Source organism: Paraburkholderia humisilvae (assembly GCF_902859855.1).
Classification (GTDB): Bacteria; Pseudomonadota; Gammaproteobacteria; order Burkholderiales; family Burkholderiaceae; genus Paraburkholderia; species Paraburkholderia humisilvae.
Map to the genome: position 1 here is coordinate 16,094 of NZ_CADIKH010000034.1, position 24,378 is coordinate 40,471.

At 63.7% G+C, this 24,378-nt stretch carries 18 protein-coding genes and 1 pseudogene; 4 read left to right on the forward strand and 15 right to left on the reverse strand.

The annotated features are described in order from the left end of the window. Window positions 1–456 precede the first annotated feature (456 nt). The 14 genes and pseudogenes from HV796_RS27880 to bamE form a co-directional block, all read right to left on the reverse strand. The gene (locus HV796_RS27880) at window positions 457–1,770 is read right to left on the reverse strand and encodes a leucine-rich repeat domain-containing protein (protein WP_175229791.1); all 1,314 of its coding nucleotides are present in this window, start codon (window positions 1,768–1,770) and stop codon (window positions 457–459) included. Window positions 1,771–2,243: 473 nt separating this feature from the next. Continuing rightward, window positions 2,244–3,653, reverse strand: a complete 1,410-nt coding sequence (locus tag HV796_RS27885) for an EAL and HDOD domain-containing protein (RefSeq protein ID WP_175229793.1) — start codon at window positions 3,651–3,653, stop codon at window positions 2,244–2,246. 192 nt (window positions 3,654–3,845) lie between these two features. Then, window positions 3,846–4,928: a succinylglutamate desuccinylase gene (astE, locus tag HV796_RS27890; RefSeq protein WP_175229795.1), complete on the reverse strand. Its 1,083-nt coding sequence runs from the start codon at window positions 4,926–4,928 to the stop codon at window positions 3,846–3,848. A 20-nt stretch (window positions 4,929–4,948) separates the two neighbouring features. Continuing rightward, window positions 4,949–6,289, reverse strand: a complete 1,341-nt coding sequence (gene astB, locus HV796_RS27895) for an N-succinylarginine dihydrolase (RefSeq protein ID WP_175229797.1) — start codon at window positions 6,287–6,289, stop codon at window positions 4,949–4,951. Between the two features lie 10 nt (window positions 6,290–6,299). Next, window positions 6,300–7,763, reverse strand: a complete 1,464-nt coding sequence (gene astD / locus HV796_RS27900; RefSeq protein WP_175229799.1) for a succinylglutamate-semialdehyde dehydrogenase — start codon at window positions 7,761–7,763, stop codon at window positions 6,300–6,302. A gap of 2 nt (window positions 7,764–7,765) precedes the next feature. Beyond that, a complete protein-coding gene (gene astA, locus HV796_RS27905; protein ID WP_175229801.1) occupies window positions 7,766–8,833 on the reverse strand; it encodes an arginine N-succinyltransferase in 1,068 nt (355 codons plus the stop codon). Beyond that, window positions 8,830–9,912: an arginine/ornithine succinyltransferase subunit alpha gene (gene aruF / locus HV796_RS27910; RefSeq protein ID WP_175229803.1), complete on the reverse strand. Its 1,083-nt coding sequence runs from the start codon at window positions 9,910–9,912 to the stop codon at window positions 8,830–8,832. The genes astA and aruF overlap by 4 nt, the downstream gene beginning before the upstream one ends. Window positions 9,913–9,990: 78 nt before the next feature. Beyond that, window positions 9,991–11,226, reverse strand: a complete 1,236-nt coding sequence (locus tag HV796_RS27915) for an aspartate aminotransferase family protein (RefSeq protein WP_175229805.1) — start codon at window positions 11,224–11,226, stop codon at window positions 9,991–9,993. Between the two features lie 198 nt (window positions 11,227–11,424). Further along, a complete protein-coding gene (locus HV796_RS27920) occupies window positions 11,425–12,498 on the reverse strand; it encodes a GlxA family transcriptional regulator (protein WP_175229807.1) in 1,074 nt (357 codons plus the stop codon). Window positions 12,499–12,541: 43 nt separating this feature from the next. Further along, window positions 12,542–13,333 carry an ABC transporter ATP-binding protein gene (locus tag HV796_RS27925; RefSeq protein WP_175229809.1) on the reverse strand — a complete coding sequence of 264 codons (792 nt, stop codon included), beginning with the start codon at window positions 13,331–13,333 and terminating at the stop codon, window positions 12,542–12,544. Between the two features lie 176 nt (window positions 13,334–13,509). Beyond that, a complete protein-coding gene (locus HV796_RS27930; RefSeq protein ID WP_175229811.1) occupies window positions 13,510–14,223 on the reverse strand; it encodes an ABC transporter permease in 714 nt (237 codons plus the stop codon). A 13-nt stretch (window positions 14,224–14,236) separates the two neighbouring features. After that, complete coding sequence (locus HV796_RS27935) at window positions 14,237–14,926, reverse strand: ABC transporter permease (RefSeq protein ID WP_175229813.1); 690 nt, start codon at window positions 14,924–14,926, stop codon at window positions 14,237–14,239. 286 nt (window positions 14,927–15,212) lie between these two features. Then, window positions 15,213–16,273 (reverse strand): annotated as a pseudogene (locus tag HV796_RS27940) (patatin-like phospholipase family protein). 52 nt (window positions 16,274–16,325) lie between these two features. After that, window positions 16,326–16,883 (reverse strand): outer membrane protein assembly factor BamE domain-containing protein, encoded by a 558-nt coding sequence (bamE, locus tag HV796_RS27945; protein ID WP_175229815.1) that lies wholly within the window; start codon window positions 16,881–16,883, stop codon window positions 16,326–16,328. A gap of 916 nt (window positions 16,884–17,799) precedes the next feature. Here bamE and HV796_RS27950 point away from each other — a divergent pair. Next, complete coding sequence (locus HV796_RS27950; RefSeq protein ID WP_175229817.1) at window positions 17,800–18,798, forward strand: LLM class flavin-dependent oxidoreductase; 999 nt, start codon at window positions 17,800–17,802, stop codon at window positions 18,796–18,798. Between the two features lie 19 nt (window positions 18,799–18,817). Here the strand turns inward: HV796_RS27950 and HV796_RS27955 are convergent, their stop codons facing one another. Further along, a complete protein-coding gene (locus HV796_RS27955) occupies window positions 18,818–19,978 on the reverse strand; it encodes an alpha/beta fold hydrolase (protein ID WP_246356078.1) in 1,161 nt (386 codons plus the stop codon). A 397-nt stretch (window positions 19,979–20,375) separates the two neighbouring features. Here HV796_RS27955 and glgC point away from each other — a divergent pair, with 397 nt between their 5' ends. From glgC to pdxY, 3 genes are all read left to right on the forward strand, one after another. Continuing rightward, window positions 20,376–21,644 (forward strand): glucose-1-phosphate adenylyltransferase, encoded by a 1,269-nt coding sequence (gene glgC / locus HV796_RS27960; protein ID WP_175229820.1) that lies wholly within the window; start codon window positions 20,376–20,378, stop codon window positions 21,642–21,644. A 163-nt stretch (window positions 21,645–21,807) separates the two neighbouring features. After that, entirely contained in the window at window positions 21,808–23,265 is a 1,458-nt protein-coding gene (glgA, locus tag HV796_RS27965) for a glycogen synthase GlgA (RefSeq protein ID WP_175229822.1), read from the forward strand. 244 nt (window positions 23,266–23,509) lie between these two features. Beyond that, a complete protein-coding gene (pdxY, locus tag HV796_RS27970; RefSeq protein ID WP_175229824.1) occupies window positions 23,510–24,373 on the forward strand; it encodes a pyridoxal kinase PdxY in 864 nt (287 codons plus the stop codon). Window positions 24,374–24,378 lie beyond the last annotated feature (5 nt).

Sequence of the window (24,378 nt, forward strand, 5' to 3'; positions counted from 1 at the left end):
TAGCTGAGATACCATCAAATATCCACGTTTAAAATCTTCGCAACGAAATATGTTAAATTGCGTACTTGAAAAAAATTTGAAACAGATACCGCAAGAAAAACGAAAGAAACATCAGGCCGTCGTTGCGGCACAAAATATTCAGAGAAGTCAGCCTATGCATTTCGGGCGTTGACAGGATGATCGAGATCATCATAAAAGATACACATGCGGTTTCAGGATATCAAACATGGATAATCGGTTGCGTTCCACGGATGCATCAAGAAGCCGGCATTGGATCATCGATATGCCGATAAAAACCGATATTTTTTATCTGTTGAATCACTGAAACCACAGCGCGACGATGTCTCATGCGCGTCGGTGCGGAGCGCACCCTGTGTGTCACCAGTCGCTAACCTGACGATGATCTCGGCGCCGGCCCGGCGCGGGCGGCAACACCTCGGTATCGACCAGTTTTGTTCAATTGGCAGTGACCTTTACCTGGCAAGTTGTGGTGCCGTTCGTAAACGGTAGCAATGCATCGATCCACGCGTACGGTCGATAGTGGGGCGAGAGCGTCGTAGTGCCGACAGCGACTCCGTAGATTTCATAGTCCATCGACCAGTTATCGTCGTCCGAAGAATTCAAGACTGCGCTGGCCACGGACTTGTTGCTGCATTCGAGTACCGGGCCGCCATACGCGATGGAGTGAGTATCAGATTGTTCCTTGTAGTTCGCGCCATCCTCCGAATACAACACCTGAAATTGCTGGACAATATTCTCACTCACCATCATAGATATTGGATCAACGGACTTGAACGCGTTTTGTTTCGGATATCCGTAGTAGAAGTTATCGCTATAATCCACATATGAGCATGCATTAATAATTTTCTTGAGTTCCTCGATGTCGGCAAGATAATTATTCGCTACGTTCAGCGTTTTTAATGGAAGATTTTGCAGGCCGTCCAATGACGTAATTGCGTTCTGATTCACAGTGAGCGCCGTAAGCTTTGACAAACCGGACAGCGGACTCAATTCGGCTATATTGTTTCTTTCCGCGATCAGAGTGGTCAGGTTGGTCATGCCAGCCACAAAATTCAGATCAGAGACACCGCAACCGGGTACATACAGAATTTGCAGCGCGGAAAGACCAGCTAGATCGGACGAATTTGAGATCCAGGAATCCGACATGTCCAGATGCGTTAGATGGACTAGCTGGGACAACGGTGTGAAATCGCATGGTGTGTCAGTGAGTTCACGCATGGTCAAGGACAACAAGCCCGGAAGTGTCGCAAGAGCACTTATGTCTTTGAGGCTCGTGTCATACGATAAATCCAGCTCGGTAAGCTTTGGCATTCCTTGGACGAAATCGGTGTTTGTCAGTAGTGAACAAGATGTCGCATCCAGCGACGTCAGATTCGGAAAATTCAGATTCCGCATTCCCTCGTCATTGAGAGGATTATTATGTACTGTCAAATCGATCACTTCAGAATCTGAAAGTGAATCGAGCGAAGTGAGGTTATTTCCATCCACCCGCAGAGTTTGCAGTAAAGATAGAGATTGAAGTGGCGTCAGGATTTGCAGAAAATTATTAGAGAGATTCGCATTCCCCATATTGACGCAATAATTAATACCAGTCAAATCAGAGATTCCACAATCGCTCGCGGAGAGTTCAGTTATCGATGAGAGATTCTCATCTGTCAAAGGAGTTCCGGATGGTATACCCAGCGCATCATGCAGAACCTTATCGAGATTTGCATCTGGAATGGTAACTTCCGCTGCATTGAGACTCATAACGATCTCCTTAACGTATTATTGATGCGTGGTTTACGCAAACTAACCTTCAGTCAGTTTTCGAACCTCTGGAAGTATTGAAACATGATACGCGCCTCACTCCGAGGTTCGTATTTTTGATTATTGGCGAAACCCAACGAATGTCCAGTCTTAAAATGCCCATCGAACGAAAGTACCAGATCAGCAGACACTGGAACAATGATAATTCCAAACATATGCATGAAGTCGCGCAGCTTTGGAGATTAAAAGCAGTATTGTCCCGAACGATAATTCCTATGTTCGAGCGAACGGGCGACATCATAATGCCGTTTATAAAGGGAGCAATACGATACGGATCGGAGCGATCAGTAAGCTAGTTGGGTCGCGCGACGTCGCGGCCCGATGGTTCATCACGGCCTGACTCACCGAAGTTACCGAACAACGTCAGTCGCGGCTGCCAGGCAGGCACCGCGACCGCGACCGGGCATGCGGCCTCAGTCCTCGATCCGCTCGAGCCCTTCCGCTTCCGCACTGCGTTCGGCGATGCCGGCCCACGCGGCCGCGGTCAGCGCCAGTTCAGCGGCTTCGGCCCTCGTCAATGGCGCGAGCGATTGGCATGCGTGGTCGGCCACGTCCCACGCGCCGCGCTCCAGTGCTTCGATCAGCGTAAGCAGCGTGCCGAGCGTGCCTTCGTGGTGGGCGATCGCGTCACGAATTGGCCGCGACAGCATCAGCACATTCAGTGTGGTTTCGAGCGAACCGCCGAACACCGCGTCGACGAACGAGAAAACACCGGTCAGAAACGCCGCGTCGGTTTCGTCGCGCCCCGCGTCGCGCAGGCGCGCGACCGCAAGTTCCATAAAGCGTGCGCGCGTCGCCGCCAGCTGCAACAGCGGATCGTCTTCGAGTGCGACCTTGCGTCCATCCGCGTACAGCAGCAGTTGCGTCCAGCGCGCGATCTTGTCGGTGCCGGTGGCGTTGATCGCATCGCGCAGCGTCGTCACGCGCAAGCCCAACGCGAGGCCGCTTGCGTTGGCAAGCCGCATCAGGTGCATCACCAAAACCGGATTCAGCTTCAGTTCGGCTTCGAGTTGCGCGACCGTCGGTTCGCCGGCCAGCAATTGCAGCAGATTCAGCAACGCATGGCGCGGCGCACTCACCCGGCGCGCGGTCTCGCCCGTGTGCGGGCGCGCGAAGAAGTAGCCCTGGAAACGATCGAAGCCTAGATTGAACGCGATTTCAAAATCTTCATGCGTATCGGCGCCGACCGCAATCAGCAACTTGCCCGCCGATTTCAGCACGCTCGCCAGCTTCGGCAATAGCGCGGGCTGCGTGCGGTGCAGATCGATTTTCACCGTCTCCGCATACGGCAGCAAACGTGCGAAACGCTCATCGACCTGTGTCACGTGATCGATCACGAAGCGAAAACGCCGCCCATGCAGCGTGACGATGCGCGCGATCAGTTCGTCGTCGACCTCGATCTCGGGCGGCAATTCGAAAACGAACCGCTCGGCCGGCAGTGTCTTCACCACTTCGTCGAGCAGCAGTTCACGCGTAACGTCGATGTAAGCGGGATGACCGGTTAGCGCGAGACGCACTTCGGGTGTCATCAGCGCCCGGATCAGCGCGCTATTGCGCGCCTGAACGGACATGTGGGCGGGCGCTCCGCCGTCCGTGCCCGCTGCGTCCGCGCCTGATGCGTCGGCGTCCGGGTTCGCCTGGGGCGTGACCACCTGCTGGATTTTCAGTTCGAAGCCGCACAGCATGCCGTCCCGGTTCAGAAGCGGCTGGCGGGCGAAATTCACATCGCGCAACGCCTTTTCGGTGGCGCCGCCCAAGGCAGCCTCAGTGGAACCTGAAAGGCCGTTTGCCCGGCCCTCCTGCTGGACTGCGGTGGTGGTCATGCGGCTCCCCTTTTGCAAAGCGCGTGCGGCGCTTCGACCTCTCATCTTATTGGTGGCTGATTCGGTGGACCCGGCCATTCGCGCCGCATTCGCAAACGTGTGCGTCGGCAGCCGGGTTTCTTTGCCCGGGGATTTTAGCGCACGCATGCGTGCCGCGGACAGCGAAATCGTGCGTGCACAACGAAACTTCGTTTAATGCAGTGACGCGAGCACATCCTGTGTCGTTTCGATGACCATGAGCCCGGCGCGCAGGCCCGGTTTGACCGATGGATTCGGAAACACGATGCGCTCTTCCGCATGGCTGACCGTATAGCGATAACCGCCGTCGCGCGCGAGTACCGTGTTTTGCGCGTAGGCGGTGAAATTCGGCACATTCGCGTCGACCAGCAGTTCGAATGCGTCGCTGTGCTTCGTGATCTGGTCGATCACCGTAAAGACGCGCGGAACCGACGCGTCGGTCGCCGGCATCGACACGCGGCGGGTTTCACCCGCAAGCAGGCGGCGCAATGCGGCATCGGCGCCCGTGAAACGCGTCAGATCGTTCTGCCCGAACGGACGCACCTTGCCGAGTTCCAGCGTGCACGCATCGGCGCCGCAGGCTTCGGCGGTGAAGTGCGACCAGGTTGTGCCCTTTGTCGTATGCACGAGCACCGCCGCGATCTGCGCATCGCGGAGCCATTCGAACATCGCACGCGACATCGGTTCGCCCGTGTGCGGCAGCAGCGCGAAGCGCTCAAATACCGACGCGCGGATGGCGGTATGCATGTCGATGTGCCAGCGCGCGCTGCGCCGTTGCGGCGCGTTCGCGAAGAACTGCGCGGCCGCGCGCTCGAGCGCCGCGGCGCGCGGCGCTTCCGCGCTGCGCGGCAGTTGTGCATGGCGGCCGCTGAACAGGCGGTTCAGGTCATCGTCGATATAGCGGCTCGCGGCGCGCATCGCCGCGACGTTGCCGAGCACGACCAGCAGCCGGCACGCGAGCGGCGCGCGGCCCGCGCCGATATCGCGCACCAGCAGCGACAGCAGTTCGATCGGCGCGGTTTCGTCGCCATGAACGCCGGCGGACGCGAGCACGCTATGCACGGGTGCGTCCGGGTCCGCCGCCGCCCCTGCGTGCGCCGTCACACCGACGCTCATGCCCGCACCCGCCGGCGGCTCGAATTGCAGCACGCCGTCATCGAGCCAGCGCCAACCTACGCCATTTGCGCAAACCCCTTGCTGCTGAGCGGAATCGGGCCGGTTGCCGGCCAGCGTATAAGCGAGAAAGTCGTCGAGCATCATTACCTCCCGCAATGTGTTCAGCGCTGAAAGTCGTACAGCGATCCGACACGCAGAATCTGCGTCAATTCGTCGAGCGCGGTGCGCGACTCGTTCAGCAGATGCGGGTCCGCCAGATCGCCAGGCGCGAGCTGGTCTCGATAGTGCGTGTCGATCCACGCATTGAGCCGATCGAACAACGGTTCATCGATCCAGACACCCGGCGCAACGGCTGCGCGCTCCGCGTCGGTCAGCACGACGCGCAGCCGCAGACACGCGGGGCCGCCGCCGTTCTTCATGCTTTCGCGCAGGTCGAACACCTTCACCTCGTCGATCGGTCCGGATGCCGACACCAGATCGTCGAGATAGCGCGCGACGCGTTCGTTTTCGCGGCACTCCTGCGGCACAACAAGAACCTGCGTGCCGTCCGCGCGCATCAGCAACTGGCTGTTGAACAGATAGGACGTGACCGCATCGGCGACGCTCACCCGCGCATCCGGCACCTCGATCACATCGAGCGCGACGTGACGCGCGGCGAGTTTCGCGCGCAGTTCGTCATACACCGCGCGTTGCTCGACAAACGCAAGCTGATGGCAAAAAAGCGTGTGCGCGTTGCCGACCGCGATCACATCATTGTGAAACACGCCCGCATCGATCACGTCCGGGTTCTGCTGCGCGTAGACCGTCGTCTCTTCAGCGAGCCCGTGCCGTTGCGCGACCGCGCGGCTCGCTTCGAAGGTCTGCCGCGCCGGATAGCGCTTCGGCTCCGGGCCGCGCCGGTATTCGCTGCGACCGTAGACGAAGAACTCGACGCCACGCGCGCCGTACTGTGCGCAAAAACGCGTATGGTTCGCCGCGCCTTCGTCGCCGAGCGCCGGTGTGCCGGGCAGCGCTTCGTGCACCGCGAAACGGTTTTCGTCAGCGAAGATCGTACGCAGCGTGCGGCGCGTCGATTCGTGCTCGATCGCGCGATGCAGCTTGCTGCACAGGTTCGCCGGCGTGAAATGCACGCGCGCGTCCATGGTGTCCGCCGACGGGCTGACAGTCGCCGCGTTCGCGGTCCACATCGCCGACGCGGAGCTCGCCGCGGCAAGTAGTTCGGGCGCCTCCTTCGCGACTTTCGCGATCACATTCGCATCGGCGCCCGAAAAGCCCAGTTCGCGTAACAGACGCAGCGACGGCCGTTCCTGCGGCGGCAGCACGCCCTGACAAAAACCGAGGTCGGCGAGCTGCTTCATCTTGCGCAGCCCCTGCTTCGCGGCCGCCTTCGGATTCGCGACGGACTTCTCGTTCGACAGCGAGGCGACATTGCCGAACGACAGTCCGGCATAGTTGTGAGTCGGGCCGACCAGCCCGTCGAAATTCGCTTCGGTGGCTTGCATCGTCCGATCCTTAAAAATGAAGACCCGGCGATACGGTCGCGGGCATCTGCAGGTGCTCGCTTTCGACCGACGCCATCGGGTACGAGCAGTAGTCGGCCGCATAGTACGCGCTCGGCCGGTGGTTGCCGGAGCGGCCCGTGCCGCCGAACGGCGCGGCCGACGATGCGCCATTGGTCGGCCGGTTCCGGTTGACGATGCCGGCGCGAATCATGCGCTGGAAGTGCGTCCACTGCGCTTCGTCGTCGGCGAGCAGGCCCGCGCAGAGCCCGTAGGCCGTATCGTTGGCGCGCTCGATCGCGGCATCGAAGGTGTTGTAACGGAGGATCTGGGCGAGCGGTCCGAAATGCTCCTCGTCCGGCAGATTGCGCACGCCGGTCACGTCGAGAATCGCCGGACTGACAAAACCCAGGTCGGGATCGCGCTGTTCCATTTCAAGCAGCGGGCGCGCGCCGGCATCGACAAGGCGCGCCTGCGCATCGACGAGTCGCGCCGCCGCGCGCGCGGTGATGACGGCCCCCATATACGGTTGCGGGTCGGCATCGAACGCACCGACCCCGATGCGCGACGTGACCTCGACGAAGCGCGCAATAAAGCGCTCGCCGAACCCATCGTCCGGCACGAGGATGCGCCGTGCACACGTGCAGCGTTGCCCTGCCGACAGGAACGCCGACTGGATCGTGTGATGAACGGCCGCATCGAGATCGGCGACTTCGGCCACCACCAGCGGATTGTTGCCGCCCATTTCGAGCGCGAGCACGATCTCCGGACGGCCGCCGAACTGCTTGTGCAGCAGCGTGCCCGTATCGGAACTGCCGGTGAAGAAAAGGCCGTCGATCTGCCGGTGATTCGCCAGCGCAACGCCAGTGTCCTTTTCGCCCTGCACGAGATTCAGCACGCCCGCCGGCAGGCCCGCCTCCTGCCAGACCTCGACCGTTGCGCGCGCAACGGCCGGGGCGAGCTCGGACGGCTTGAACACAACCGCATTACCTGCGATCAGCGCAGGCACGATATGCCCGTTCGGCAAATGGCCCGGAAAGTTATACGGACCGAACACCGCGACCACACCATGCGGACGATGCCGCAGCACCGCGGTGCCATCCGCGATCGCCGCGCGCTTTTCACCGGTGCGTTCGTGATACGCCTGGATCGAGATATCGACTTTCGCCGCCATTGACGCGACTTCCGTACGCGCTTCCCACAGCGGCTTGCCGGTTTCGCGGCCGATCGCCGCCGCAAGCGCCTCCTTGCGCTCGGTCAGTAGCGCGGCGAAGCGGCGCGCGATCGCGCAGCGCGCTTCGAATGACAGCGCCGACCAGCACGCGAACGCGCGGCGCGCGCTATTCACCGCGCGCTCGACATCGTCCGCCGATGCGCTGTTGCCTTGCCACACCACCGCGTTCGTGCCGGGGTTGCGTGATGCGAATACCGGGCCTGTGCCATCCGTCCAGGCGCCATCGATAAAAAGCTCGGTCATGATCATCCCTGTTTGTGTTTCGGCGCATGCGCCGTGGGCATCACGCGCACCCGATCGCCCGCTTTCACGCGCAGCGCCGTCGCTTCCTCAGGCGACAACCGGAATGCCCCCTGCTCGACGAGACCAGTCGCGACGCCGACGCGGAAATCGTGCAGCGACGTGTTCGACACGAGCGCGCGCGGCGCACCGGCCGGCGCCTTCGCATGCACGTTCGAAGCCGTATGCGGGACACCGATCTCGACCGGCACGACGACGCTCTCGCGCACCGTGCGCAGATCCTCGATATGGCACTCGAGCACCGGGCCCGCATCGAAGATATCGACATGGTTTTCGTACCGCAGCCCTTCCGCTTCGAGCATCTTGCGCGCGGGCAGCGTGTCGCTATGGGTCAGGCCGACGCAGTCCTGCGCCTGCTGCGGCAGCAGTTCGACGTACACCGGAAAACGCGGCATCAGTTCCGCCAGGAACGACTTGCGGCCGTGCGAGCTCAGATAATCCGCCGCGTTGAAATCGATCTGGTAGAAATGCGAGCCGACCGCGCGCCAGAACGGCGACGTGCCCTCGGCATCAAAGTGGCCGCGCATCTCCGCGCAGACGCGCTGCGGGAAGCGCTCGCGAAACTGCGCGATGAACATGAAGCGTGAGCGCGACAACAGCCCGCCGACGCCGCCCGCCCGGTAACGCGGGCTCAGGAACAGCGAGCACACCTCGGCATAGCCGGTCAGGTCGTGCGAAATGTTCAGCGCGCGCATCAATGTCCAGATGCCGAGGTCCTGGCTCGCGTGCACCACCGTGCTCACGCGGTAGTTGTAGAACGGCTGATCGAGCCCGACCGCCGTTTCGATGCCGCACACGCCGGCCACGTCGCCGCTCGCGCTGTCTTCCATCACGAACAGATAGCCTTGCTCGTGCGGTGCCGACTGATCGTCCAGCGTACGCAGCGAGCGCGCGATGCGCGCCGCGAGCGCATTGCGGTCGGGCTTGAACGACGTCAGGCCGGGGCCGGTTTCCTGGGCGAGCCCGACGAGCGCGTCCAGGTCCCCCGTCTGCACAACGCGCACGACAATCATTGTGCGTCCTCCGAAGATGCGTGGCTGTCGTCAAGGTCCGGCTCGCGATGCAGCATCACGCAGCGCACCGCGTCGCCGTCACGCACATTGAGCGCGGTGCGCGCCGCGGCCGATAGCGGCACACCTGCGCCGCGCTCGCGCGGTAAATCGGCAAGCACACAGCGGAATTCGCCCGGCCGGTTGCTCGCCACCATATAGGCCGCGCCGCGCGCGGCGCCGACGTGCGCCGCGTCGCTTGCTGCACGCACGGTGCGCGTCTCGCTGCGTCTCACGCAGACGCTGCGATCGACTTGCGCGGTCAGCACCGGACCCGCGTCGAAGATATCGACATAGCGATCGGTCTCGAAGCCTTCTTCGAGATGAATCTCGTAAGCGAGCAACGCCTGCTCATCCGGTTCGCCGAGCACGCGCTGTGCGGATTCTGGCAATAGCGGTACATAGATCGGATAGCTCGGCATCACTTCGGCGATAAACGTGCTGCTGCGTCCACCCGATTGCACCTCGATATCGGCAAAGTTGCGGCCGAAGAACTTGCGGCCCACCGCTTCCCAGAACGGCGACACGCCCGCGTCGTCGGTCACGCCGAGCAGCAGCGAAAACACCTCCGGCGTAAAGCGCTTGCGGTTCGCGGCGACGTACATCATCCGCGCGCGCGACAGCAGGTGCGCGACCGCCGCACCGCGCAATTCGGGCTCGATATAGAAGCCCGCGAGGCGGCTCTTGCCGGTCAGCTCATGCGACATCGTCAACGCGTGAATCTTGCGGTTCACATGCAGTTCGCGCGACGCGTGAATCAGCGCATCGTTGCGAAACACGTAGAACGGCTCCGAATAGCCGGCCGCCGCGACAATGCTCGCGGTGCCGTGCAACTTGCCGGTCACACCGTCTTCGAGCACGAACAGATAGAACTCCTCGCCCGGGAAATCGGCGTCCGTGCGAAACGAATCTTCCGACAGCGCGACGCGCGCCTCAAGCGCGCGCCGGTCGTGCGGCAGCGAATGCAGCACCGGCTGCGCGGTGCGCGCCATATGTTCCAGTGCATCGAGGTCGGCGAGGCGACCGGGGCGTACGAAGAGCATCGTCGTTCCAGTAGGGTCCGGATGGGAGGCAGGTGCGTCGTGTGCTGACGTCGGGTCCTGGCAAACCGCGATGGCGGGCTAGCGCGCCGGCGACTCGGCCGTCGCGCCGACCACTTCGTCAATCGCCTTCGCGAGCCTGGCGAGCCCCTCACGCAGATCGTCGAGCGGAATGATCAGCGACGGCGCGAAGCGCAGCACGTCGGGGCCCGCCATCAGCATGATCAGACCGTGCTTGCCGGCCGCGGTGACGAAATCCTTCGCACGCCCCTTGAACGCGTCGGTCAGTTCCACACCGATCAGCAAGCCCTTGCCGCGCACTTCCCGGAAGATGCCGAAGCGCTGATGCAGCCTCGCCAGTTCTTCCTGTAGCAGCGCGCTGCGCGAGCGCACGCCGGCGAGCAGTTGCGGATCGCTGATCAGCTCGACCACCTTCAGCGCGATCGCCGACGCAAGCGGATTGCCGCCATAGGTGGTGCCGTGCACACCGACCTTGAAGTGCGCGGCCAGTTCATTCGTGGTCAGCATCGCGCCAATCGGAAAGCCGTTGCCCAGCGATTTCGCGCTGGTCAGGATGTCCGGCGTCACGCCGGTGTCCTGATACGCGTAGAAATGGCCGGTGCGGCCGACGCCGGTCTGCACTTCATCGAAAATCAGCAGCGCGCCGTGTTGATCGCAGGCTTCGCGCAGCGCACGCAGGAACGCCGGATCGGCCGGAATCACGCCGCCTTCGCCCTGGATCGGCTCGACCACGACCGCACACGTCTTCGGACCGATCGCCTGGCGCGCCGCGTCGATATCGTTGTAAGGCAGATGGACGATGCCGGCCGGCACCGGGCCGAAGCCCTCCGAATATTTCGGCTGGCCGCCGACGCTGACCGTGAAGAACGTGCGGCCATGAAACGACTGCGCAAACGACACGATCTCGTACTTGTCCGCGCCGTAGCGTTCGAATGCGACCCGACGGGCAAGCTTGAACGCCGCTTCGTTCGCTTCGGCGCCCGAGTTCGCGAAGAACGCGCGGTCGGCGAACGTCAGTGCCTCGAGACGCTTCGCGAGGCGCAGCACCGGCTCATTCGTATAGCCATTGCCGATATGCCAGAGCTTCGCGCCCTGCTCGTTCAGCACTTTCAGCAATTCCGGATGCGCATGGCCGAGCGCGGTGACGGCGATGCCACCGGCAAAGTCGACGTAATCGCGCCCCTGCGTGTCCCATACGCGCGATCCCTGACCGCGCTCCGGCACGAAGGATGCGGGCGCGAACAACGGCACCATCACTTCATCGAAGGTCTGGCGGGTCACATTCTGCTCGTTCATGGCGAATCCTCGTTGCGGGTAATCTCAGTAGTGTAGAAAACCGCGCGCGCGCCGTCTTGCGCATACGCGACGTGTTCTGTCGCAGTCGCGAGCGGGCGGCGGCCAGCAAGGTTCAGCCTGGACCGGCCGCGTTGATCGGGCGCCCCGAGCGCACCTGGCGGATACGCTCACGCGCGCGGCGCCGGCCGCATCGCGCAGCTACCGTTCGTCGCGCTCGGGGCGCTCGATCAACGCGGCCGGTCGCGGCTCAACCGGCACCGCGCTCGCGGAACCGCCCGCGCGCTGCTGCTTGTCGAGCCAGTTGCGGCGCTCTTCGCGCGGCGTCACATCGAAACGCTCGCGATACGCGTTCGAGAAATGCGCAGCGGATGAAAACCCGCACGCAAGGCTGATCTGCACCACCGACTTGCTGGTGCGCTGCAATTGCGTGCGCGCCTTCGCGAGCCGCAGCCCCAGATAGTATTTGGACGGCATTGCGCCCAGATACTGGCGAAACAGCCGCTCGAGCTGGCGTCGTGACACGCCGACGAAGCTCGCGATCTCGTCGGTGGTCAGCGGATCTTCGATATTCGCTTCCATCAGCAGCAACGCATCGTTCAGGCGCGGATGGCGTTCGCCCGGCGCGGTCACGAACGGGATGCGCTGCCGCTCGCCGCCGGCGCGCAGCGTGCCGACGCCGAGCGTGTCGGCAATCCGTTCGGCCAGCTCCTGGCCGTGCTCGCGGCCGATCATCGCGAGCATGAAATCGACGCTCGCCTGACCGCCCGCGCAAGTCGCGCGATCGCGATCGATCTCGAAGATCTGCTGCGTGACAATCGAGCGCTCGAACTGCTCAATAAACTGCTGATAGGTCTCCCAGTTGACGCTGACGCGATAACCGGACAACTGCCCCGCCATCGCCAGCCACCAGACGCCGTGATGAATGCCGCAAACGAGCGGCGTGCGCTGGCCGACCCGCGCGAGGCTCGCGAGAAAGAGCCGATAGTCGGCGAACTGCTGGAAACGCTCGCTGATCACGATCAGCCAGTCGCACGCGATGCCATCGCCGAACGCGGCGTCGGCGGGCCATTGCGCACCGCCGGATAGCGGCACCGGCCGCCCGTCCCACGAGCAGACCTGCCAGCGGTACAGCGCGCGGCCGTCGATTTCATTGGCGAGATTCAGCGTATCGACGATCGGTCCGACACCCGACATCGACACGGGCGGCAATGCGACGATCGCGACCTGCGTGGTGCGAGCGGGACCGGACGGCGAACGCGCCTCTTTTGACATAGCGTTGGACAAATGCGGCGGATGATGCCCTTAAGCGCGACCGTTACTTGAGACTACCCGACAAAAACTGTTTGAGCCGTTCGCTGCGCGGCATGCCGAGCACCTCGGCGGGCGGCCCTTCTTCCTCGGTGCGGCCCTGATGCAGGAACATCACGTGATTCGATACGTTGCGCGCAAAACCCATCTCGTGCGTGACGACGATCATCGTGCGGCCTTCCTCGGCAAGCTTCTGCATCACCTTGAGCACTTCACCGACGAGTTCGGGGTCAAGCGCGGAGGTTGGCTCGTCGAACAGCATCACGTCCGGGTTCATCGCGAGCGCGCGCGCAATCGCGACGCGCTGCTGCTGGCCGCCGGACAGGTGCGACGGATACTGCTTTTCAAGCCGCGGCGCGAGTCCCACCTTCTCGAGATACGCGCGTGCGCGCTCTTCCGCTTCGCGGCGCGACAGGCCAAGCACGTGAATCGGCGCTTCGACCACGTTCTCGAGCACCGTCATATGCGCCCACAGATTGAAGTGCTGGAACACCATCGCGAGCTTCGTGCGAATGCGCTGCAACTGCTTGTGGTCAGCGACTTCGAAGTTTCCGTGCCGGTCGGCTTTGGTGCGCACGGTTTCGCCGTCAACGATGATCTGACCAGCGTTCGGCCGCTCGAGAAAGTTGATGCAGCGCAGGAACGTGCTCTTGCCCGAGCCGCTCGCGCCGATAATGCTGATCACGTCGCCCTTCCTCGCGTTCATCGACACGCCCTTCAGCACTTCGTTATCGCCATAGCGCTTGTGGATGTCCTGCACGGCGAGCTTGCAGGCTTCGGCTGAAGATTCATGCAGCAAGGTGTTCTCCCTTTGTCGATTGGAGTGGGTGCTTTAGCACCTACTCCAATCCCATGCAAAGCTGTCGATTGGAGTTGGTGCTTTAGCACCTACTCCAATCCCATGCAGAGCTGTCGATTGGAGTGGGTGCTTTAGCGTTGCCCTGGCGCAGTGCGGCGCGGCGAGCCGCAACCGGTTCAGTGACGCCGTACCGCGAGGTGCGCAAGCCAATGCCGCTCCGCGCGCCGGAACGCGGCAACCAGCGCGAACGATACCGCAAGATAGATCAGCGCCGCGACGCCGAACGACTCAAACGAACGATAGGTAGCCGAATTCGCGTCCCGCGCGACCTTCAATATGTCCGGCACGGTCGCCGTAAACGCGACGGTGGTCGCATGCAGCATCAGGATCACCTCGTTACTGTACAAAGGCAAGGCGCGGCGCAGCGCGGAAGGTAGCACAACCCGGCGATACAGCGTGAAGCCGGTCATGCCGTACGCGCGCGCCGCTTCGACTTCACCGTGCGAGGTTGCGCGAATCGCGCCCGCAAAGATCTCGGTGGTATACGCGCAGGTATTCAGCGCAAACGCGAGAATCGCACAATGAAAGCCGCTGCGGAAGAACGCGTCGAGCATCGCGTGCGAGCGGACGAACTCGAGGCTGTACAAGCCGGTGTAGATCAGCAGCAGTTGCACGTATAGCGGCGTACCGCGAAACACATAGGTGTAGACGCGCACCGGCGTCGACAGCCACCGGCGCTTCGACACACGCGCGACGGCCAGCGGCACCGATACGACAAAGCCGATGCCGATCGATGCGACCAGCAGCCACAACGTAACCGCGAGGCCGGACAGGCGCTGGCCGTCCCAGTAGAGAAACGCGCGCCCGAATTGATTCAGGATGTCGATCATGCACGCCTCACCGTTACAGTTCCGCGCGCCGCACACCGATCGAATAGCGGCGTTCGAGCAGCATCAGCACGAGATTGGACACTGTCGTGATCGCCAGATAAATCAGCGCGGCGACGAGAATAAAGAAGAACATGTTGAACGTGCTTTTGCCCGCGTCCTGCGCGGCTTTTACAACATCCGCGAGGCCGATGATCGACACCAGCGCGGTCGCCTTGACCATCACCTGCCAGTTGTTGCCGATGCCCGGCAACGCGAAGCGCATCATCTGCGGAAACATGATCCGCGTGAACACGGACCAGCCGTTCATGCCGTACGCGCTGCCCGCTTCGAGCTGGCCGCGCGGCACCGCGAGAAAGGCGCCGCGAAACGTCTCGGTGAAGTACGCGCCATAGATGAAGCCGAGCGTCAGCACGCCGGCGACGAACGGGTCGATGTCGAACTGCTCCCAACCGAATGCGTCGGTCAGGTTGTTGACCGCGATCTGAATGCTGTAGAAGAGCAGCAGCATCAGAACGAGGTCGGGCACGCCGCGGATCAGCGTCGTGTAGGCCGTCGCCAGCCCGCGCCACGCGCCCTTCGCCGACAGCTTCGCCGCCGCGCCGAACAGGCCCAGCACGACCGCGGCCGTCAGCGATAGCACCGACAGCTCGATCGTGCGTAGCGTGCCGGCCGCGAGCATTGGACCATAACCGTCTAGAAACACGTACGCCTCCTGTCGACTGATCGGGAATGGCGCGGAGTCTCGCAGGCGAAAAAAAATCGCTCAATCGGATAGCGCATGCGGTATTGCGGTGCAGCATCTGCCGCAGCGGATCGCTCACGGCGCGCAACGCCCGGTAGCGCGGGCGCGCGCGATGCGCGCCGGCCTGCGTCGTGACGCCGCGGTGCGCGGCGAATTCGCAAGTTTAGGGTCGCTTTTTCGATAGAAGGACACGCTGCGGACGCAGCGCGCGCGGCGGTCTTCGCAGCGCGTGCCGCAGCCCCCGCGCTTACGCGCCGAGCAGCGCGCGAATGGCGGGCAGCATCGCTTCAACGGCCGCACGCCCTTCGGCAATAGCCGGTTCCGCGCGATGAAAGTCGAAGATGCCGAGACCCCCGAGGCGCGGCTGGATCAGCACGTCGGCCGGTTCGCCGGCGAGCCGGCTGCGCGTGATCCGCACCTGCATGATGTCGATGCTCTGCGCAATCGCGCTCAGCATCGACGGCACGCGCGCACTCGGCGCGGGCGGCGTGCGCACGTCGCCCGCGCGCAGGCCATCCTCGAAACCCGGTGCCGGCTGCAGCCAGCGCGGCCAGGGCTTGCCGTTCTTGCGCAGCGCGGGGAGCGCCGCGGGCGCAAGCTGATCGGCGAGCGCCATTTGGCTCGTGAGCAGGCTGGCCTGAGGGTCGAGCGGCTGCGCTTGCGGCTCGCGCCCATGCGCCGCGCCTGCTTCCTGCAAGTCGGGCCGCAGGCCGTCCACGCCCGGCACCTGCAGGACCGCGCCGCCGAAATCGCGGCCGTTCAGAATGTCGTTGTTCAGGTCGACCGCGATCACGCAATCCGCCCGCATCCCGCGCGCAACCGATACCGGCACCGGATTCGCGAGCCCGCCGTCGACCAGCCACACGCCCTCATGCCACACCGGCGTGAAAATACCTGGAATCGCAATCGACGCACGCACCGCGTCGACCACACTGCCTTCCTGCAAACACGTCTCGCGGCCCGTATCGAGTTCGGTCGCGACCGCCGCAAACGGTATCTTCAGCTCGCCAATCTTGCAGCCGTTGAAGCGCTCGGCAAACACCTGGATCACTTTCTTGCCGCCGAACAGGCCGCCCGAGAAGCGCACGTCAAGCAGCCTGACGACCGACTGCCACGTCAGACGCGACGCCCACTCCTCGAGCCAGTCGAGGTCGCCGTTCGCGTAGACCGCGCCGACGTGCCGCAGACGACGTCGGGTTGGATGCCCGCGTCGTGCAGCGCGCGAATCGCGCCGATATGCGCCCATCCGCGTGCGGCGCCGCCGCCGAGCACGAGACCGATCCGCTTGTAATGACGCCGATGCCCCACCTGCAGCCCTCTTCTGTGTTCTGACTTGCGCGTAGCACTCACCATCCGCTGTTCAATGGCCCCGCATCACATCCGAGCGCGACGTCGTGTAGACGACATGATTTGCGTCGAAGTGCACATTAAAGAACGCTTCCTCGGTGACGCCGCCTTCGCGCCATTTCCAGCTCCAGACCGTCTCAGGCTTGAGCGGATAGACGGCAATGTCGCCGGGCTTGCCGAGCAGCCGCCGCACTTCGTCCTCGGTCATGCCCGGGCGGATCTTCGCGAAGTTCGCCGCGGTGAGCACCTGCGTGAGCGCCTGCAAGCGGCCATCCGGACCGATGTCGACCATATAGGTGTTGAGCCCTTGCGGGCCGCGCGGATACTCGAGGCGCTTCGATCCGTCCGTGAAGTGACGTTCGGTTTCGGGCTTGCCCATCTGGTCGCGGATCTGGGCTTCAGTCGTCACGCCGGGCGTGAGCCCTTTGAGCAGCAGCACGTCGGGCTTGATCGCATTGAAGAATTCCTTCAGCTTCTGCACGGCATGCTCAGTCTGTTGGTCGTCGCAGCCGGCGAGCGCAATCGACGCGCCGAGCGTGGCCGCGATCAGCGATGAATAGCGAAAGGCCATCGGATAAGGGTCGGTGACACGTTACGAAGTCAACGACGTGACAGCATACCGCACGTGCGCGGTGCACCGCGTGTGACAGGTCAGTAAAAACAGAAACAGCAGGAAAGCGCGCAGTAAGACAGAGAAAGATCGCGATGTCTGACGATGGCGGCAGCGCAAGTCACGCGGCAACACAACAGCAACACTACGGCGACATTACGGCAGCACAACGGCCGTGAACGCTTCGTCCACGGCCGTTGTGTACCCACCGCTTTGATCGGCCGCGCGTGCGCGGCCGTTTTGGCCCCTCGACTATGCTAATTGCGAGATGTTGCCAATCTAACGTTGCGCAGACAAACGCGCGAGAGCGCGTTTACACCGAATTGGCTGACAAATTTCTGCGCTCGTTCCTGCCGTCAAGCAGCGCTCGCCTCGCTCGACGCATCCGGCAAACATCCGACTGAGCCGGTCAGCCCGCTGCGTCCGGGGGTGCACTGCGTAGCCGACCTACGCGTGACGCGCCTGGGCCGACCGGCGTCGAAGTCCGTGGAAGGCCGCGGTCATGTTGACTGCGCCAGTGTCAGACTAATCCCGGCGCACGCGCATTTCTGTGCGAATTCACACGCTATCGCGCGCGGCGCATCCCCCATCCGCTGGCGGCATCGGCTTGCAACACCCTGCGGCGATTGTGGACTTGTGACAGCCGTCAGCGGAAATGAAGGCGCTTTGGCACAATCCGCTTTGGCCTGCGCATGCTGCCACGCGCGTCTCACCGTGCGATCGGGTTGCGATCGGGTTGCGATCGGGTTGCGATCGGATTGCGACTGGATTGCGCTGGGGTCGGCGGTTTGCATCCCGATCCGCGCTTGCATGTGCTCACGTAGTTTCATTCCCGCATTTGTCGCGGCCGCTCGCCCGGCCGCCGCCCTCCACTGCCATGATTCCGTTTTCCGTTCTCGATCTGTCTCCGGTCACTGCCGGCTCGACGGCCGCACAGGCGTTCCACAACACGCTTGATCTTGCGCAGCACGCGGAGCGCTGGGGCTATCAGCGCTATTGGCTGGCCGAACATCACAATATGACCGGCATCGCGAGCGCGGCGACCTCGGTCGTGATCGGCTATGTCGCAGGCGGCACGCAAACCATCCGGGTCGGCTCCGGCGGCGTGATGCTGCCCAATCACGCACCGCTCGTGATCGCCGAACAGTTCGGCACGCTCGCCTCGCTATACCCGGGCCGCATCGATCTGGGCCTGGGCCGCGCGCCGGGCACCGACCAGACCACCGCACGCGCGTTGCGCCGCGATCTGCAAGGCAGCGCGGACTCGTTTCCGGATGATGTCGTCGAATTGCAGCGCTATTTCGCGGAGCCGGTCGCCGGCCAGCGGGTTCGCGCCGTGCCCGGTGCGGGCCTGAACGTGCCGCTATGGCTGCTCGGTTCGAGCCTCTTCAGCGCGCAGCTGGCCGCGGCGCTCGGCCTGCCGTTCGCGTTCGCGTCGCACTTCGCGCCCGATCACATGATGACCGCGCTGCAGTTGTACCGCGCGCAGTTCCGACCGTCGGCGGCGCTCGGGCGGCCCTATGCGATGGTCGGCGTCAATCTGTTCGCCGCCGACACGAACGACGTCGCGCGGCGCCTCTTCACATCGTTGCAGCAGCAGTTCATCAACCTGCGGCGCGGCACGCCCGGGCAGTTGCAGCCGCCGGTCGAGCGCGTCGAAGCATCGGAGTTCGAACTGGCGAGCGTCGCGCACTCGCTCGCGTATTCGGTCATCGGCGATCGCGACACGGTGCGCGAGAAGCTCGCGTCGATCATCGAGCAGACCGGCGCGGACGAGTTGATGCTGACCGCGCAGGTCTACGATCACGCGGCACGGCTGCGTTCGTTTGAAATTGCCGCGCAGGTGCGCGACGAGCTCGGCGCGGGCAAGCCGTGAGCCGCTCTCGGGTGCCGCGCTACCGCGCGCCCGGGAGCGCGGCCATCCCGTCGAGCAGCGCCTTGTGAAACGCCTGCGGGTCCTGCAATTGCGGCGCGTGGCCGAGCGTCGGGAATTCGATGAGCGTCGCGTGCGGAATCGCGCGCGCCGCCGCCTTGCCCAGTTCCGGATAGTGGCCGAGCTTCGCGCGCACGTCAGGCGGCGCGGCATCCTTGCCGATCGCGGTATTGTCCTTGTCGCCGATCATCAGCAGCGTCGGCACCTTCAATAGACTCAGTTCGTAATAGACCGGCTGCGTGTAAATCATGTCGTACAGCAGCGCGGAATTCCACGCAACCAACTGCTTGCCCGGCCCGCGATACATGCCCGCCAGCATCTGCACCCACGGCTCATAAGCGTCGTTCCATTGGCCCGCGTAATACGTGGCCTGCTCGTAGCGGCGGATGCTGTCGGCCGTGGTCTTCAGCTCGCGCGCATACCATTGGTCGACCGACAGCGACGGCACGCCCTTCGCCTTCCAGTCCTCGAGGCCGATCGGGTCGACCAGCACCAGCTGCTGCGTCGCGTCCGGGTACATCAGCGCATAGCGGATCGCGAGCATGCCGCCGGTCGAGTGGCCGATCAGCGTCGCACGCTCGACGCCGAGCGACTCGAGCAGCGCATGCGTGTTGCGCGCAAGCTGCTGGAACGTGAACTGGTAACGTTCCGGCTTGCTCGACTTGCAAAAACCGATCTGGTCGGGCGCGATCACGCGATAGCCGGCATCGCTGAGCCGATGAATCGTCTCGACCCATGTCGCGCCGCAAAAGTTCTTGCCATGCAGCAGCACCGCGGTGCGGCCATTCGGATGGGCGGGCGCGATGTCCATATACGCCATATGCAGAGGTTCGCCTTGCGACGTGAACATGAACTGCCGCACCGGATACGGGTAATCGAAGCCTTCGAGTTCCGGTCCGTAAGCAGGACCCACGTTGCCCGCGGCAGCGCCGCTGTCGACCGCGCCGGCACCGGCTGTGGCGGTGGACGCGCTCCTCGACGACGCATCGGTGCCTTCGGCCGCACGGGCGGCGGGCGCGACTGCCACCGCCACCGCCAGCGCTGACGCGCCAGCCAGCAGCACAGACGCAACACGGGCAAACGAAAGCAAGGACCCAAACGAAGCGAAGGAGCGCGGATACATGGACTGGTTCTTGGTGAAGTGCACGGTCATGCCGCGCATCGCGATGTGCGGGGCAGCAATTACCCGGGCTTGAACGGACGTAAATCGGAGCGGATGATTCTAGCTGGCGCAGATGGAACGTGCTGGCGGGTACGCAACGTCGAATGACGCGGCACGCGCCTTGCGACGTCCAGCATGTGCCGTGCATTGCGCGCAACACCGGCCTGATCGGGACGCTGCGCCGCACACGATAACAATAGACAAGAACAACACGATCCGCATCACGCTAGCTTGTCCATCCGGGGCCCACCAATCGCTGCATGGCTCCAGCCAGGCGCTAAAGCGCTAACCTGGACCAATGCACCATGAGACCCGCGTCAGCGCCAAAGCGCCAACGCCAGTCGCAAAGGAGACGCAGATGGATACGCCGGCAAGCCTGAACGATCTGCAACACACCACGCTCGCCATCGTGCTCGCGGGCGGCCGCGGCACCCGGCTTGGGCCGCTCACCAACAAGCGCGTCAAACCGGCCGTCCACTTCGGCGGCAAGTACCGGATCATCGATTTCGCGCTGTCCAACTGCCTGAATTCAGGCATCCGCCGCATCGCCGTCGTCACGCAATACAAGGCGCATTCGCTGCTGCGCCACGTGCAGCGCGGCTGGGGATTCCTGCGCGGCGAGTTCAATGAATTCATCGACCTGTGGCCCGCGCAGCAGCGCGTCGAAGGCGCGCACTGGTATCGCGGCACCGCCGACGCGGTGTTCCAGAACCTCGACATCATCCGCTCGATCGGTCCGAAGTACATCATCGTGCTGGCGGGCGACCATATCTACAAGATGGACTACACGCGGATGGTGATGGACCACGTGGAAAGCCGCGCCGACTGCACGGTCGGCTGCATCGAGGTGCCGCGCATGGAGGCGGTCGCATTCGGCGTCATGGCGGTCAACGAAGACCGCCATGTGACGGGCTTCGTCGAAAAGCCGGCCGATCCACCGGCGATGCCCGGACGTCCCGACATCGCGCTCGCGAGCATGGGCATCTACGTGTTCAGCGCGGAATATCTGTACCAGTTGCTCGACGAAAACATTACGAGCGGCGCGACCGATCACGACTTCGGCAAGGACATCATTCCGCGCGTCGTGACCTCGGGCCATGCGGTCGCTCATCCGTTCAGCATGTCGTGCGTATCGTCGGACCCGAACGTCGAGCCGTACTGGCGCGACGTCGGCACGATCGACGCGTACTGGGCCGCGAATCTCGATCTCGCCTCGACGATCCCGACGCTCGATCTGTACGACCGCAACTGGCCGATCTGGACGCATCTCGAGCAGTTGCCGCCCGCCAAGTTCGTGCGCGATCTGAACGGCCTGCAAGGGTCGGCGACCAACCTGATCGTCTGCGCGGGCTGCGTGATCTCGGGCTCGCAGATCTCCCGATCGGTGCTATCGACCAACGTCCTTGTGAACTCATTCTGTAACATCAATGAGGCAGTCTTATTGCCGCAGGTCACGATCGGCGCGAGCTGCCGGCTGCGCAAGGTGGTGATCGACCGCGGCTGCCAGATACCGGACGGCACGGTGATCGGCGAAGACCCGGCGCGCGACGCCGAACGGTTCTATCGAACCGAAAGCGGCGTCGTGCTGGTGACGTCGGAGGCCTTGAAGCGCCAGACTTCGCGCTAGCTGCTACGCTGCGCGGGCGGCTGCGCGCAAGGCGGCCGCCGCCCGCCGCCACATTGCGGCGTCGCCTGCACGACCGCTTCACCCAAGCTTTTGCAGACGCTGGCTGACCGCGCGTCGCCTGTGAGCGACCGCTCATCGAACCCGGACCGCGAGGACCACGCCTATGACGATTCGCGCGCTGCACGTTGCAAGCGAGCTGTACCCTCTTCTGAAGACAGGCGGCCTCGCTGACGTCACCGGTGCGCTGCCGCCGGCGCTGATCGAACTCGGCGCCGACGTGCGCGTGTTGCTGCCGGGCTTTCCGTCGGTGCTCGCCGGGCTCGCGGACCTGAAGTCCGTCGCGCCGCTCGCGCGCAGCTTCGGCGCGCGGCAAGCGGCGCTCGAACAGGGCACGCTCGCGAACGGTGTGGTCGTCTACGTGGTTCGCGCGGACGCGTTCTACGAACGCCCCGGTAACCCGTATCTCGATGCACAGCACGTGCCGTATGGCGACAACGCACAGCGTTTCGCGCTGCTCGGCTGGAGCGCCGCGCAGCTCGCGCAGCACATCGACCCGGCGTGGGCGCCGCAGATCGTGCATGCGCACGACTGGCACGCGGGCCTCGCGCCCGCCTATCTGAAGGCGGCCGAACGCGACCAGCACCGACGGCTCGCGCGCAGTGTGTTCACCGTGCACAATCTCGCGTACCAGGGCATCTTTCCGGCGCAGCAGTTCGGCATGCTCGGCCTGCCGCCGGACTTTTACGGCATGCACGGCGTCGAGTTCTACGGGCAGATGTCGTTCCTGAAGGCTGGCCTCTACTTCGCGGACCGCCTGACCACCGTCAGCCCGACCTATGCGCGCGAAATCCAGACGCTTGCGCAAGGCGGCGGCCTGGACGGGCTGTTGCGGCAGCGCACGCACGACCTGTCAGGGATACTCAATGGTGTCGACTACGCGGTATGGAAGCCGTCGACCGACACGCTGCTGCCCGCCCGCTATACCGACACGCGTCTGGCCGGCAAGCGGGTCTGCAAGACATCGCTGCAGGCGCGCTTCGGCTTGCCGCAGAAAAGCGACGTGCTGCTGTTCGGCGTCGTCAGCCGTTTGACCGAGCAGAAGGGCCTCGATCTGCTGCTGGCGACGCTGCCCGAGATCGTCCGGCACGGCGGCCAGCTGGTCGTGTTCGGCACCGGCGACCCGGCGCTCGAGACCGGCCTGCAGCGGGTCGCGCAGACGCATCCGGAATCGGTTGCGGTCGAGCTCGGTTTCGACGAAACGCTCGCGCACGCGATTATCGCCGGCAGCGACGTGGTCGCGGTGCCGTCGCGCTTCGAGCCGTGCGGGCTCACGCAGCTCTACGCGCTCGCGTATGGTTCGCTGCCGCTCGTGCATCGGGTCGGGGGGTTGGCGGACACGGTCGTCGACGCATCGCTCGAAAATCTCGCCGACGAAACCGCCACGGGCTTCGCGTTCGACCGTTTCGACCCGGAGTCGCTGGCCAGCGCCATTCGCCGCGCCTTCGCGCTGTACGCGCGGCGCAGCGAGTGGAAGGCTGCCCAGCAGCGCGCGATGCGCGAAGATTTCGGCTGGGGCGCGTCGGCGGAGCGCTATCTCGCGTTGTATCGCGAACTGACCTGAAGCGCACCGCCGTCTGCCGATCCGCAACCTGATGGTTCGGCGCAACAGCGCCCCCGCCCCAATGGGGGCCCGGATCGTTGCACGGCACAAAAACTCATGTATTGTTCGTTCAGATACATGGCGCACACGCGAGCCGCGTGCGGCAAGTCAATGTGCATAGGCATCGGGCGGCCGGCCCGATCGATTGAGGCAACCAGCGAGCCATTCGCGATAAAACAATGCGCAGGTCCCTGCGCCGTTCGTCATGAAAAACGTTCTGAGCATCCAGTCGCACGTCGTCTTCGGGCACGCGGGCAATAGCGCCGCGGAGTTCCCGATGCGGCGCCTGGGCGTCAACGTCTGGCCGCTCAATACGGTGCAATTCTCGAATCACACCCAGTACGGTCATTGGGCCGGCAGCGCGATCGACGCGAAGCAGATGCAGGAACTCGTCGAAGGCATCGGCGCGATCGGCATGCTGCCGCGCTGCGACGCGGTGCTCTCAGGCTATCTCGGCACGCCCGAGCAGGCCCAGGCGGTGATCGAAATCGTCCGCGCGGTAAAGGCGGCGAACCCGCATGCGCGCTACTTCTGCGACCCGGTGATGGGCACCGCGACCGGCTGCCGCGTCGAACCCGGCATTCAGGAGTTTCTCGTCAAGTCGATGCCGGAAGTCAGCGATGCGATGATTCCCAATCACAGCGAACTGCAACGGCTCGTCGGGCGCATGATCGAGACCGTCGAGGAAGCAGTCGCCGCATGCCGCGAGCTGATACAGCGCGGACCCAGGCTGGTGCTCGTCAAGCATCTGCTCGATCGGAACAGCCCGGCGGACCGCTTCAATATGCTGGTCGTCACTGAGCGCGAAAGCTGGGTCGGGCAGCGTCCGCTGTATCCGTTCGCGCGCCAGCCGGTCGGTGTCGGCGACCTGACCAGCGCGGTGTTCGTCGCGCGCACGCTGCTTGGCGACCCGTTGCGCGTGGCATTCGAGCATACGCTCGCAGCGGTCAACGGCGTGATGCGCGCCACGTGGGATGCGGGCCGCTACGAGCTCGAACTGATCGCCGCGCAAAACGATATTGCGCACCCACGCGAGTGGTTCGACGCGTGGGTCGTCGAATCGGCCTGACCCTG